Below are 14,056 nucleotides of genomic sequence, written 5' to 3'. Positions count from 1 at the left end.
GGTATCTGTGAAAATTTCCACGAAAAACAAACTTTTTGGGATTGTTGTTCTTGTCGGCGTGGCATCGCTGGTTGCTGTTTCCGTGATGGCGCCAAAGCCTGAGGAAAAAGTCATCGAGGCAAGTGTTCCGCCGGTCGCAGATGTGATGTATGTCCAGCCGGGTCGAGAGGCTTTGCTGGTACCCAGTCAGGGCACCGTGCGTGCGCGCCACGAGATTGAGTTGGTGGCGCGGGTTGGTGGTGCCATCGAGAACGTTGATGAGGCTTTTGTTGCCGGTGGTTTCTTCTCTGCGGGCCAGTCCCTGATGCAGATCGAATCGGCGGACTACCAGTACCAGTTGACCCGTGCCGAGTCCCAGTTGGCCAACGCCCGGGCCAACCTGGCGCAGGAGCAGGGCCGGGCCAAGCAGGCCAAGCGGGAGTGGCGCGATCTGGGTAGCGAGGAGGCCAACGCGCTCTTCCTGCGCAAGCCACAACTGGCCGCTGCCGAAGCCGCCGTGGCGGCGGCCCGGGCCGACCGCGACCAGGCCAGATTGAACCTGGAGCGCACCAGCCTGAAGACCCCGTTTGCTGGCCGCGTGGTGGAGACTTTTGTCGATCTGGGTCAGTACATCACCCCGGGCACCAGGCTGGCCAAGATTCACAGTATCGGTATTGCCGAGGTACGCCTGCCGCTGACGGACCGTCAGCTGGCCCTGCTGGAGCTGCCTCTGGGGAAATCTTTTGAAAATGGTCCGGCTGTGCGGCTTAGTGCACAGATTGCCGGCCAGCAGCGCGAGTGGCGCGGCCAGCTGGTGCGCACTGAGGCCAATATCGATCCGAACAGCCGTTTCGTCTACGCAGTGGCGCAGATCCAGAACCCCTATGAGGGTGAGGCGCCTCTGGTGAACGGCCTGTTCGTGGAGGCCGATATCGCCGGTAAAACCTTTGACGATGTGGCCCGTCTGCCGCGCCAGGCGCTGCATGAGGGTGATCACCTGATGGTGCTGGACGAGGAGAACAAACTGCGTTTCAAGACGGTGGAACTGCTGCAGGCCGTCGGTGAAGAGGTTTGGGTACGCGGTGACATCACCAGCGGTGAGCGCGTGGTGGTCTCGAGCCTGGGTTACTCCCGCGAGGGCATGGTCATTACCGCCAATCCGCTGAACGAAAAACCGGCCGGCCTGATCCTGGGTGATGAGGCGCTGAATGAACAGCCTGCTGAAGAAGGGGCTGTCACTGCCCGTGCCGGCGGTAGCGTACAGGGGGCGCGCTGATCATGAATGGTGTGATCGGATGGTTCGTACGCAACAGCAAGGCCGCCAACCTGCTGATGATCATGATCTTCATCGGTGGTGTCTTCGGCATCATGAGTGTCGGCCGCGAGGTATTCCCCAGTGGCGAATCCAACACCGTCGCCGTTGATATCTCCTATCCGGGTGCCGGCCCGGCGGAGGTCGAGCAGCAGGTGACGGTCCGGGTCGAGCAGGCCATTACCGACATCAAAGGTATCAAGGAAGTCAGTTCCTTCTCCCGTCGCAGCCACTCCACGGTGCGTGTCGAGGCGACCGAGGGCTATGACGAGCTGCGTCTTCTGAATGACATCAAGGTCAAGGTCGACAGTATCAACACCTTCCCTGAGGACATCGAGCGGCCGGTGGTTGCAATGTCGGAGTGGGAGCAGGAGATGATGCATATCGCCCTCGGTGGCGATGTGTCCGAGCGCCAGCTCAAAGAGACCGCCGTGAATCTGCGGGACAGGCTGGTACTGTTGCGCGGTGTGCGTCAGGTGGATATCTGGGGTGAGCGCGCCGATGAAATGTCGATCGAAGTCTCAGAGGTGGACCTGCGTCGCTACAACCTGAGCTTTGACGATGTGGCCAATGCGGTGCGTCGTTCGTCACTGGACCTGCCTGCGGGCACGATTCGGTCGGACCGCGGCGATATCCAGGTGCAGACTCGTGGCCAGGCTTACACTGCGCGCGAATTCGGCCTGATCCCGGTGCTGAGTCGCCCCGATGGCACTGTGCTGCTGCTGAGGGATGTGGCCACTATCCGCGATGGCTTTGAGGAAGAGGGCTCGGTGATCCGATTTAACGGCAAGCCGGCCATGAACCTGCGTGTATTGCAGGGAGAGCCGCTGGATGTGGTGGCCACAGCCGAGCGAGTGCGCGCATTTGTAGAAGAGGTGCGCAAAGAATTGCCGCAGGGGATGCAGCTCGAGATCTGGTCTGACAATTCCAATCTCTACGCCGACCGCATGGGTCTGCTGCTGAAGAACGCCGCTGGCGGCCTGGTGCTGGTGTTCCTGATGTTGATGCTGTTCCTGCGTCCGGCACTGGCAGTTTGGGTGACAGTTGGTATCGCCACCGCCTTCATGGGCGCCCTGTGGCTGCTGCCGCTCACCGGCGTGACCCTGAACATGTTGTCGCTGTTTGCGTTCCTGCTGATTCTGGGGATCGTCGTCGACGACGCCATCATTGTCGGTGAAGCGGTACATGCCGCCCACGATAATGGCATGAGAGGCCTGGCCGCTGCCGAAGCGGGTGTGAAGCAGGTGGCCAAACCGGTGATCTTCGCCGTGGTTTCCACCATGGTGTTCTTTTTACCCATGCTGTTCCTGCCCGGCGGTGCTTCCTCCCAGGCGCTGACACTGGGTGCGGTGGTGCTGTTGTGCCTGCTGTTCTCACTGGTGGAGTCGCTGTTGATTCTGCCGGCGCACCTGTCTGGCTTGCAGCCGGAAAAGCGAGCGACTTCGGGAATTGGCCGCAGGCTCCAGACCCTGCGCGGTCACTTTGCCGGTGCTCTCAGCACTGCCAACAAAAGTTACTACCAGCCGTTGCTGGATAAGACCCTGGACAATAGTCGCGTGACTGTGGCGGTGTTCTTCTTTGCCCTCCTCACCGCAGTTTTCATTTACAAGGAAGGCTATCTGAAAACCAGCTTCTTCCCGGATGTCGCTTCCGATATGTTGAGGCTGAATGCGAGCATGGCTGCGGGTGAGTCCTTCGAAGAAGCCGAGCGGGTCATGAAGCAGTTTGTGGCCGCTGCCGACCGCCTGGAGCAGGATGAGGAGATGCTGTCCAAAAACGGTGGCCCGTTCCTGCAGAACAGCATCATGTTCCTCTGGCGTGGCAACATCTACGTAAACCTGCAGCTGGTGCCCGGCGAGGAGCGCAATGTATCGCCCAAGGAGCTGGCCTTGCGCTGGCGCGAATATATCGGCGAGCTGCCCGGTAACGTCGAGGACATGCGTATCGTATCCTCGATCAGTAACTCCGGCCCGAGCCTTGCCCTGCACCTGAGTACAGGCTCTGGCGACATGGCTGAGCTGCGCCGGGCCGCCGACGCGGTGAAAGCGAAACTCGCCTCCTACCAGGGTCTGTATGACGTGCGCGACAACCTGTCCAGTGCGCGTCAGGACATCGAAATCGAGCTCAAGCCCTACGCCAATAATATGGGCGTGACGCTGGGCGATGTTGCGCGCCAGGTTCGCCAGGGCTTTTACGGTGAGGAAGTGCAGCGCATTCCCCGGGGTAGCGAGGATGTCCGGGTGATGGTGCGCTACCCCCAGGAAGAGCGCGCTGGGGAGGACCAGATTGATCGCGTCCGCATTCGTACCAGCGAAGGCGAGGTGCCCTTTAGTGCTGTGGCCGATGCGGTCTACGTGCCTGGCTTTACCACCATTCGTCGTAACGACCGCGAGCGCTCGGTGCGCATAACCGCAGACATCGAACCCGGCACCACTGAGTCTTTCAAGGTGTTACAGGATTTGCGCAAGAATGCCTTTCCTGAGTGGGAGCGGGAATACCCTGGGTTCAGCCTGAAAACGGCAGGTCAGATGCGCGACCAGCGAGAGTTCAACTTCGCCCTGGCGGCTGGCTTTATTCTGTCAGTGTTCACGATTTACGCCTTGTTGGCGATTGCGTTCCGCTCCTATTCCCAGCCGCTGCTGATTCTTACGGCGGTGCCGTTCGGGTTCTTCGGCGGGATCGTAGGTCACCTGATCACAGGATACGATATCAGCCTGATGTCGATGCTGGGCTTCCTGGCTGCGGCTGGCGTAGTTGTGAACGACAACCTCGTTTTGATGGACCGTATCAACCAGCTGCGCGACAAAGGTATGGAAGTGCTGGATGCCGTCAAACAGGCTGGCACTGATCGTTTCCGGCCGATCATTCTGACTTCCATCACCACCTTCGTGGGGTTGGTGCCGATTATGTTCGAGCGATCCCTGCAGGCGAAGTTCCTGATTCCGATGGTGGTGAGCCTCGCATTCGGAGTCCTGTTTGCCACCGCGGTGACGCTGATCCTGGTTCCAAATCTCTACAAGGTGATTGAGATTTTGCGCGCCAAGGTGCATGGACCGCGTGAACACACCGAGGAATTGTCGGGCACACCGGAAAGCGCCTAAACTATCTGCCTGAGAGAAAACGCCGACCCCGAGTCGGCGTTTTCTTATCATCCCCTTCCCAGTCAAGGATTGAGCTTCAATGCGCGTACCGCGTGTTTATTCCCACGAGCCCCTGGCCGGGCGCAGTGAAGTCGAGCTGGATGAGAGCGCCAGTCGTCACCTGGTCAAGGTCCTGCGCCTGCAGGCGGGCCGCCCACTGGTTATCTTCGATGGTCGAGGAGGCGAGTACAGCGGCGAACTGGCGGCAACCGGAAAGCGCGCGACAGTGCGCCTCGGGGATTTCTCCGGTGAGGATCGCGAGTCGCCGCTGGCGCTGACATTGGCTATCGGGATATCCCGCGGCGACCGCTTCGACTGGGTGATCCAGAAGGCGACAGAATTGGGGGTGGCGCGAGTGCTGCCACTGTTTACTGAACGCTGCGAGGTGAAACTGACCGGTGAGCGGCTGCAGAAAAAGCTCGGTCACTGGCGGCAGATCGCCATCAGCGCCTGCGAGCAGTGTGCCCGCAACCGCGTGCCCGAGATCGCCGGGCCACAGAAGTTCGCGCAGTTTCTGCAGGGCGACGGCGAGGCGGGTCTGAAGCTGGTACTGCACCACCGTACGGACGCCAGTCTGCGCGAGCTGGAGCGGGAACAGGGGCGCCCCCAATCCGCCCAGTTGCTGGTTGGTCCAGAGGGTGGTCTGTCCGCACAGGAGATCGAGGCGGCACTGGCCAATGGCTATGCGGCCCTGCGGCTCGGCCCCAGGGTGCTGCGCACCGAGACGGCGCCGGTTGCAGCCCTGTCCGTGTTGCAGTATCAATGGGGTGACCTCTGACCGGTGGCGAGATTGCCATTCGCTTCAGGTCTGCCCCGCACACAGTTATCTCAGGGAGAGAATAATGGTTAAGTTGACTTTGTGGTTGCTCGGTCTCGCGATTCTTGGGCTTTCTATCGCTGTCATCGTGCAGCCGCAACTGGCCCGTAACCTCAGCGAGCGACTTAACGAAACCGGCTATGCGGTTTCAGCCTGGGGGCGCATTATTGTCGGCCTTATCCTGTTGCTGATCGCCGATACCCGCGCTTGGAATATCCTCTTCAATGCCCTTGGCGTATTGCTGGTGCTGGCAGGCGCCTACATGCTGTTTATCGGTTTCGAGCGCAGCAAGGCACTGGCGATAAAAATCAGTCAGGGTAATGAAAACTTCCTGCGGGTCGGTGGTGCCGTGGGAGTGTTGCTGGGCCTTCTGCTGTTGTCCGCCAGCTAGGGGAGTGAGGCGAGTATGTTTGCGACGCAACTGGTCATTTTTGACTGCGACGGTGTGCTGGTGGACAGCGAAACCATTGTCTGCCGCATTTTGGCCGAGGAGATGAACAAGCTCGGCATGCAGACGACCGCCGAGGAGCTGGATGAACAGTTCAGCGGCCGCCCGGCCAAAGACTGCCTAGTGGAAATTGAAACCCGTTACGGCGGGCCGTTACCGGACAACTATTTCAGCAATACCGAGCGTCGCATTCGCGAGGCCTTTCACGAGGAGTTGGAGCCGGTGGCGGGTATCGAGGACCTGCTCGATCACCTGCTGCAGGTGAATCTGCGTAGCTGCGTCGCCTCCTCTGGCTCCCATGACAAGATGCGGCTGACCCTGAACCGCACCGGCCTCTATGACTACTTCGATGGCCGTATCTTCAGTGTCGACGATGTCGGGCGTGGCAAACCCTGGCCGGACCTGTTCCTGCACGCGGCCCAATCCATGAATGTCGAGCCGCAGCACTGCCTGGTGGTGGAGGACTCCATCGCCGGAGTCAGGGCGGCTGTGGCAGCCGGCATGCCGGTGGTCGGCTACAGCCATCATCCGCGACGGGCCGGCCAGCTGGAAGAGCAGGGGGCGGTTGTGGTGCGGGATATGATGGCGGTCCTCGATCACCTTTAATCCCCCAGGCATTTTGCTTGTTTCCGCTGCGGTTCCCTGTCCTTCGTCTACAATGAAAACAACGCCACCCGAACGATGTCACCACGGGAGATCCCGGTCATGGTGCCGAGCCGCTATTCACTGTTTCTGATCGCAATTCTGTTTCTGGTTGCCTGCTACGACGATCCACACAAGAAGTACACGCTGGAGCCCTCGACTCCCGGTGAGCTAGCCGGTGGAAGTGATCTCTCATTCGGCGATACCGTCGTGCGCTATCTGCGAGGCGATTCCGGCGAAGGCGAGTTTGTACTGGGGGTGGATTTCGATCCCGGTAGATCCACCCCGAAAATGGATACCACGGCGGATGTCGAGGCCCTTCTGGTCATCATGCGGGATTTCCCGACCGTAACCATCGTGATTGAAGGCCATACCGACAGCCAGGGCGAGCCGGAAAAAAACCAGCGCCTGTCACAGTGGCGGGCGGAGTGGGTGAAGAACTTTCTCGTCGACCGCGGCATAGCGCCGGAGCGCGTTGTTGCCGAGGGCTTTGGCGATACCGTGCCGATCGCCGATAACAGCACGCAGAGAGGGCAGGAAAAAAATCGGCGGCTGGTGGTGCGCATCGAAAAAAGAAGCACAAGGGAGAGCAAGGAACCAGTCAAGGCCCAGCTTGAGGCGCTCCCGGAGATCAATGGCTCCGGAAGCGCTGGCGAGCAGTTCAGTCGAGACTGAGCGAGCGAAGAATTTCCGCCGTCGGCTCCACCTGGTTCATGGTGTAAAAATGCAGCCCCGGTGCACCGCCTTCCAGCAGTGTTTCGCACAGGTCTGTGACCACCTCCAGTCCCAGCTTGCGGATGTCTTCCGGGTTGCTGAAGCTTTCCATGCGCTGGCGTAACCAACGGGGTATTTCTGCTCCGCAATTCTTTGAGAAGCGCGCCAGGTTGGTGAAGTTGGTAATCGGCATGATGCCGGGGTAAATGGGCGCGTCGATCCCGGCCTTCTCACACTGATCCAGGAAGTAGAAATAGGCATCCGGGTTGTAGAAATACTGGGTCAGCGCGCTATTGGCACCGGCGTCGAACTTGCCTTTCAGGTAACCGATATCCGCATCGTAGCTTTCAGCTTCCGGGTGAATCTCCGGATAGGCCGCCACTTCCAGGTGAAAGTGGTCGCCGGAATGGCGACGGATAAACGCCACCAGTTCATTCGCATAGACCAGTTGGGCGACCGCGCCCATTCCGGACGGCATGTCGCCGCGCAGGGCCACGATGCGATCGACACCGGCTTCCTGATAGCGGTTCAGCAATGCCTGAACGGTTTCCTCGTTGTCACCACCGAAGGAAAGATGTGGCGCAATGGAGATCCCATCGCGGCGCAGGTTGGTGACGATATCTGCGGTGGTTTCACGCGTGGTGCCGCCGGCGCCATAAGTGACGGAAAAGAATGCCGGCTGGAATTCCTGCAGTGTCTCGCGGGTCTTGTACAGCTTCTCCCGTCCCTCCGGGGTCTTGGGTGGGAAAAACTCGAAGCTGATGCGGGTGTTATTTGTCATGGTAAATCGTCCAGTCCTCGACGGGCTGGATTCCGCCCTCGCCTGCGTTCGGGCGATGCGGAATGACGATCTCTACCAGCATCGTCATGCCGGCGGGTGCGCCGGCATCCAGTCACGGGATAATCAGTACTTGTAACTCTCGGGCTTGTAGGGGCCGTCTACGGAAACGCCGATGTATTTGGCCTGGTCCTCAGTCATGCGGGTAATGACGCCGTCAAAACCTTCCACCATGTAACGGGCCACTTCCTCGTCCAGCTTCTTCGGCAGGACTTTCACGTACAGCGCAGAGACTTTCTGGTCCGCCGGCAGCTCGGCAAACTTCTCCTCGTACAGGTGGATCTGGGCCAGCACCTGGTTGGCGAAGGAGCCGTCCATAATGCGGCTGGGGTGGCCAGTGGCGTTGCCCAGGTTCACCAGGCGGCCCTCGGAGAGCAGCAACAGGTGATCGTTGGTTTCCGCATTGCGCACGACCTTGTGCACCTGCGGCTTCACTTCCTGCCATTCCCAGTGCTTGCGCATGTAGGCGGTATCGATCTCGTTGTCGAAGTGACCGATATTGCACACTACGGCACCGCTTTTCAGCGCGCTCAGCATGTGTGCATCACAGACATTGGAGTTGCCGGTGGTGGTCACGATCAGATCGGTGTTGGCCAGCAGATCTTTATTGATGGATTCCGCCTTGCCGGTATTGATGCCGTCGATGTAGGGGGAAACCAGCTCGAAGCCGTCCATGCAGGCCTGCATGGCACAGATGGGGTCGACTTCGGAAACTTTCACGATCATGCCTTCCTGGCGCAGTGAGGCGGCGGAGCCCTTGCCCACATCACCGTAACCGATTACCAGTGCCTTCTTGCCGGACAGCAGGTGGTCGGTGGCGCGTTTGATGGCGTCGTTGAGGCTGTGGCGGCAACCGTACTTGTTGTCGTTCTTGCTCTTGGTGACGGAGTCGTTGACGTTGATCGCGGGTACTTTCAGGGTGCCTTCGCGAAGCATGTCCTGCAGGCGGTGAACGCCGGTGGTGGTCTCTTCGCTGATACCGTGGCACTGGTCGAGAATTTCGGCGTATTTGCGATGCAGCAGCTCGGTGAGATCACCGCCGTCATCAAGAATCATGTTGGGCTGCCAGCCGGCTACGTCCGCACCGACGGTGCGTTCCAGGCACCACTCGTACTCTTCTTCGGTCTCGCCTTTCCAGGCGAAAACCGGGATGCCGCGTGCGGCGATGGCAGCAGCGGCATGGTCCTGGGTGGAGAAAATGTTGCACGAAGACCAGCGCACTTCGGCGCCCAGCGCCACCAGGGTCTCGATCAGAACGGCGGTCTGAATGGTCATGTGGATACAGCCCATGATGCGCGCGCCGGCCAGCGGCTGATCGGCATGGTACTTCTCACGCAGTGCCATCAGTGCTGGCATCTCGCCTTCGGCGATTTCGATTTCGCGGCGCCCCCAGTCGGCCAGGTTGATGTCGGCCACTTTGAAGTCTTTGAATTCGGTGCTCATTTGATTCATTACAAAACCTTGTTCATTTTTGTGTGCGCAGGCCGTGCCTGCGCGTGAATAGCTGTCTGTTTAAAGGTCAGCGTGCGCACGCAGCGCTTCTGCCTTGTCGGTCTTTTCCCAGGGGAAGGCAGTGAAGGTTTCGCTGCGCTTCTCGCCGTTACTGTCGACCCACTCGTAAGTGTGCTCGAAAGGCTCGCGACCGAAGTGACCGTAGGCGGCGGTCAGCTGGTACATGGGGTGCAGCAGGTCCAGCGCGCGGGAGATGGCGTAGGGCCGCAGGTCGAAGTGCTCACGGACCAGCTCGATCAGTTTCTCTTCACTCACCTTGCCGGTGCCGAAGGTATTGATGGAGACAGACGTGGGCTCCGCCACACCGATGGCATAGGAAACCTGGATCTCACAGCGATTGGCCAGGCCGGCGGCGACGATATTTTTCGCCACGTAGCGACCCGCGTAAGCGGCAGAGCGGTCGACCTTGGAAGGGTCTTTACCAGAGAAGGCGCCACCGCCGTGACGGGCGGAACCACCGTAGGTGTCCACGATGATCTTGCGACCGGTCAGGCCGCAGTCCCCTACCGGGCCGCCGATGACGAACTTGCCGGTGGGATTGATATGGTACTTGGTGTCGGCGTGCAGCCACTCGGACGGCAGGGTGTGATGCACGATCAGCTCCAGTACCGCCTCGCGCAGGTCTTCCTGGCTGACATCGGGGTTGTGCTGGGTCGAGAGAACCACGGCGTCGATGGCGCAGGGCTTGCCCTGGTCATCGTAGCGGAAGGTGATCTGGCTCTTGGCGTCCGGGCGCAGCCACGGCAGCAGGCCGGATTTGCGCGCCTCTGCCTGGCGCTCTACGAGGCGGTGGGCATAGTAGATCGGCGCCGGCATAAAGGTCGGGGTCTCGTCGGTGGCATAACCGAACATGAGGCCCTGGTCCCCAGCGCCCTGGTCCTCCGGCTTGGCGCGGTCGACGCCCTGGGCGATATCCATGGACTGCTTGCCGATAACATTGATGACACCACAGGTCTCGCCGTCATAGCCCACCTCGGAGGAGGTGTAACCGATATCGGTAATCACCTTGCGCACCAGGTCTTCCAGGTCGACCCAGGCAGAAGTGGAGATCTCGCCGGCGATGACGGCAATACCGGTTTTTACCAGCGTTTCACACGCGACGCGGGCATGCTTGTCCCGGGCCAGCAGCGCGTCCAGCACCGCATCGGAAATCTGGTCTGCAATCTTGTCGGGGTGTCCCTCGGACACGGACTCCGAGGTAAACAGTCTGTATTCACTCATGAGGTGCTCTCCATTGATGACGCCGCGGCGCTCCATTTATCCCGCTCTCGGCGATTTGATAAATCTGAATTTGCTTTGTCTTTATCGGTAATCCGGCGTGGTGCCGGAATGAAAAAATAGACGGTTTCACCCAATACGTGTTGGGCGCTTAACTGGTTTCAGGCTTAACGAACTCCCTGATCTGAATCTGGAAGCCATTGCGCAGGGCACTGTAGACACTGCGCCCGCTTTCAAGGCCGGCCAGCTCTGCCCAGCAGGTCAGCTGCTCCGGCGCAAACCCCAGCCACAAATCGCCGCAGGCATCCCGGGCCCAATCCTGCTGGTGGGCCTGCAACTCCGCGACCAGCAGCTGGCCGCCGGGCTTCAGTGTGGTCTCCAGGTCACGGAAAATCTGCTCCGGCTCTGGCGTGTGATGCAACACCATATTCACCACCACGCTATCCACACTGGCGGGCCGCGCAGCGGCTTCGCGGGTATCCCCGCGCAGGAATTCGATGTTGCCCAGACCCTGCCCCTGCGCGAAGTCCTGTGCCCGTTCGAGCATATTGGGGGACAGGTCCAGTGCGGTGACCGTGTCGAAGCGCGGCGCCAGTTCGGCGAGGAACTCTCCCTCTCCCGGCCCCACTTCCAGGGCGCTTTCGCCGTTCCGCAGCAGCTGTGCTACCTGCGGACCGTACACATCATAGCTGGCGATCAGCTCCTGCTGTTCCCGGAAGCGGTTGCCGTAGTCGGCAAAAAAACGTCGTGACGCCTCGGCCCGCTCGCTGGCGATTTCTGTGACGGCATCGGCCCGTGCCGCTGGCAGCGGCAGGCGGTCGAGGCTGCCAAACAGCGCCTCCAGCCCGTCGCCACTGCGCCGGTAAAACAGATTGTTGCCCTCGCGCCGCTTGCTCACCAGGCCCGCCTGCGCCAGTACCTTGAGATGGTGGCTGAGCGCTGGTTGGCGCAAGTCGAAGATCCGGCACAGTTCCAGCACGCTGTAAGAGTCCTGGCTGAGCAGTCGCAGAATCTCCAGGCGCAAGGGGTCCCCCGCCGCCTTCAGGCGCGCGGCCAGCTGCGGGATCCGGTCATCGGAAAGGGTTTCCGGTGCGTCAGGTGAAGTCTGCGAGGATGACATGGCGGCGAGTTTAGCAGCGCTCGCCCTCTATATCAAAATCTTTTGATATAGCTGTATAAAAAAGTGTTGATGTAGTTCCGGCCTCTTGCTGGCAGGAAGCCGGAGCAACTTTGTTGCGTCAAATTGCCGCGAAAAGCCCGGTTGCCTTTGCGCCCTGCGGTTGATTGCGGGAAAATACGCCTCCTTTTTCGAGACCGCCGGTCAATTCCTGTCGTTGCTGCCAGGCCTCAATGCTGCTGTCTGGCCTATCTTCAGGGTTGCCCTGCATCGCAAACCGATCCAGAGAGTTGAGCCCTATGACTTCCCGTACCCCGTCTCGCACCGAGCTGGCCAATGCCGTTCGCGCCCTGTCCATGGATGCCGTGCAGAAGGCCAACAGTGGCCACCCCGGCGCCCCCATGGGCATGGCGGATATCGCAGAAGTCCTCTGGAACGACTACCTGAAGCACAACCCGGCCAACCCGGACTGGGCCGACCGCGACCGCTTCGTGCTGTCCAATGGCCACGGCTCCATGCTGCTTTACTCCCTGCTGCACCTCAGCGGCTATGAGCTGCCGATCGAGGAGCTGAAAAACTTCCGCCAGCTGCATTCCAAGACCCCGGGTCACCCGGAGTACGGTTATGCCCCCGGGGTAGAGACCACCACCGGTCCGCTGGGCCAGGGCATCACCAACGCCGTGGGCATGGCACTGGCCGAGAAAGTCATGGCGGCGCAGTTCAACCAGCCTGGCTATGAGCTGGTGGACCACCACACCTACTGCTTCCTCGGCGATGGCTGCCTGATGGAGGGTATCTCCCACGAGGCCTGTTCCCTGGCGGGCACCCTGGGGCTGGGCAAGCTGATCGCTTTCTACGATGACAACGGCATCTCCATCGACGGTGAGGTGCAGGGCTGGTTCACCGACGATACCCCCAAGCGTTTCGAATCCTACGGTTGGCATGTGATTGCCGGCGTCGACGGACACGACTCCACTGCCATCAAGGCGGCGATTGAAGAGGCCCGCGCGGAGACCGAAAAGCCCACCCTGATCTGCTGCAAGACGGTGATCGGCTTCGGCTCCCCCAACAAGCAGGGCCGCGAGGAGTGTCACGGTGCCCCGCTCGGCGATGACGAGATTGCCCTGGTGCGCGAGACGATCAACTGGAATCACGCGCCTTTCGAAGTTCCCGAAGAAATCTATGAGGGCTGGAGTGCCCGCGGCAAGGGCGAGGCGCAGGAAGAAGAGTGGCGCGATATATTCGCCGATTATCGGGAGGAGTTCCCGGAGCTGGCAGCGGAATTCGAGCGCCGCATGAGCGGTGAGCTGCCGGCAGACTTCCTTGCCAAGGCGGACGAATACATCAAGCAGTGCCAGCAGGATGCGGAGAAAGTCGCTTCCCGCAAGGCCAGCCAGAACACCCTGAATGCCTTCGGCCCGCTGCTGCCGGAATTCCTCGGTGGTTCCGCTGACCTGGCCGGTTCCAACCTCACCATCTGGTCCGGTTCCAAGGGTGTCAGCAAGGAAGATGCCTCCGGTAACTACGTCTACTACGGCGTGCGCGAGTTTGGCATGAGCGCGATCATGAACGGCATCGCCCTGCACGGCGGCTTCGTCCCCTACGGCGCAACCTTCCTGATGTTCATGGAGTACGCCCGCAATGCCGTGCGTATGGCGGCACTGATGAAGCAGCGCGTGGTGTTCGTCTACACCCACGACTCCATCGGCCTGGGCGAGGACGGCCCGACCCACCAGCCGGTGGAGCAGCTGACGGCCCTGCGTTCCACGCCCAACCTGCACACCTGGCGCCCCTGTGATGCCACCGAGTCTGCGGTAAGCTGGAAGATGGCCATCAGCCGCGCCGACGGCCCCAGCGCGCTGGTATTCAGTCGCCAGGGCCTGGCCCCGCAGCCGCGCGACGCCGGCCAGCTGCAGCAGGTCGAGCGCGGTGGCTACGTGCTGGCCGACTGCGAGGGCCAGCCTGAGGCGATCATTATCGCTACCGGTTCCGAGGTGGAGCTGGCAGTCGAGGCCAGAAAGCAGCTCTCTGATCGCAAGATCCGCGTGGTCTCCATGCCCTGTGCCGAGGCGTTCATGGAGCAGGACGAGGCCTACCGTGAGTCCGTGCTGCCCTCCAATGTCCGCGCCCGTGTAGCGGTCGAGGCGGCGCACCGCGACTACTGGTACAAGTTCGTTGGCTTCGACGGCGACATCGTTGGCATGAGCAGCTTCGGTGAGTCCGCTCCGGGTGGCGCGCTGATGAAGGAGTTCGGCTTCACGGTCGGCAACGTCGTCGCTTCTGTTGAGAAGCTGCTGAAGTAAATGGTTGTCACTGGGC

The 14,056-nt window shown here is 60.7% G+C and carries 11 protein-coding genes; 7 read left to right on the top strand and 4 right to left on the bottom strand.

All coding sequences use genetic code 11. The annotated features are described in order from the left end of the window. Positions 1–85: 85 nt before the first annotated feature. From AWR36_RS08000 to AWR36_RS07975, 6 genes are all read left to right on the top strand, one after another. Positions 86–1,255: an efflux RND transporter periplasmic adaptor subunit gene (locus tag AWR36_RS08000; protein WP_231745282.1), complete on the top strand. Its 1,170-nt coding sequence runs from the start codon at positions 86–88 to the stop codon at positions 1,253–1,255. A 2-nt stretch (positions 1,256–1,257) separates the two neighbouring features. After that, complete coding sequence (locus AWR36_RS07995; RefSeq protein WP_067083476.1) at positions 1,258–4,392, top strand: efflux RND transporter permease subunit; 3,135 nt, start codon at positions 1,258–1,260, stop codon at positions 4,390–4,392. Positions 4,393–4,471: 79 nt separating this feature from the next. After that, entirely contained in the window at positions 4,472–5,209 is a 738-nt protein-coding gene (locus AWR36_RS07990; RefSeq protein ID WP_067083473.1) for a 16S rRNA (uracil(1498)-N(3))-methyltransferase, read from the top strand. Between the two features lie 64 nt (positions 5,210–5,273). Next, positions 5,274–5,639, top strand: a complete 366-nt coding sequence (locus AWR36_RS07985; protein WP_067083471.1) for a hypothetical protein — start codon at positions 5,274–5,276, stop codon at positions 5,637–5,639. 15 nt (positions 5,640–5,654) lie between these two features. Continuing rightward, positions 5,655–6,302 carry an HAD family hydrolase gene (locus AWR36_RS07980; protein ID WP_067083468.1) on the top strand — a complete coding sequence of 216 codons (648 nt, stop codon included), beginning with the start codon at positions 5,655–5,657 and terminating at the stop codon, positions 6,300–6,302. 99 nt (positions 6,303–6,401) lie between these two features. After that, entirely contained in the window at positions 6,402–7,013 is a 612-nt protein-coding gene (locus AWR36_RS07975; RefSeq protein ID WP_067104562.1) for an OmpA family protein, read from the top strand. Here AWR36_RS07975 and metF read toward each other — a convergent pair. From metF to AWR36_RS07955, 4 genes are all read right to left on the bottom strand, one after another. Continuing rightward, positions 7,000–7,833: a methylenetetrahydrofolate reductase [NAD(P)H] gene (metF, locus tag AWR36_RS07970; protein ID WP_067083466.1), complete on the bottom strand. Its 834-nt coding sequence runs from the start codon at positions 7,831–7,833 to the stop codon at positions 7,000–7,002. The two genes, AWR36_RS07975 and metF, sit on opposite strands and share 14 nt — an antisense overlap. A 123-nt stretch (positions 7,834–7,956) precedes the next feature. Further along, positions 7,957–9,342, bottom strand: a complete 1,386-nt coding sequence (gene ahcY / locus AWR36_RS07965; protein ID WP_096866625.1) for an adenosylhomocysteinase — start codon at positions 9,340–9,342, stop codon at positions 7,957–7,959. Positions 9,343–9,402: 60 nt separating this feature from the next. Next, positions 9,403–10,623 (bottom strand): methionine adenosyltransferase, encoded by a 1,221-nt coding sequence (gene metK / locus AWR36_RS07960; protein WP_067084030.1) that lies wholly within the window; start codon positions 10,621–10,623, stop codon positions 9,403–9,405. 148 nt (positions 10,624–10,771) lie between these two features. Next, positions 10,772–11,740 carry an ArsR/SmtB family transcription factor gene (locus AWR36_RS07955; protein ID WP_067083463.1) on the bottom strand — a complete coding sequence of 323 codons (969 nt, stop codon included), beginning with the start codon at positions 11,738–11,740 and terminating at the stop codon, positions 10,772–10,774. A 296-nt stretch (positions 11,741–12,036) separates the two neighbouring features. Between AWR36_RS07955 and tkt the strand changes: the two genes are divergently transcribed. Next, a complete protein-coding gene (gene tkt, locus AWR36_RS07950) occupies positions 12,037–14,040 on the top strand; it encodes a transketolase (protein ID WP_067083461.1) in 2,004 nt (667 codons plus the stop codon). The last annotated feature ends 16 nt before the right edge of the window (positions 14,041–14,056 follow it).

Origin of the sequence: Microbulbifer flavimaris (genome assembly GCF_001641755.2) — a bacterium.
In the GTDB taxonomy this organism is placed as follows: Bacteria; Pseudomonadota; Gammaproteobacteria; order Pseudomonadales; family Cellvibrionaceae; genus Microbulbifer; species Microbulbifer flavimaris.
The sequence above is the reverse complement of the archived record's forward strand: the minus strand, read 5'-3'. Positions and strand labels throughout refer to the sequence as shown.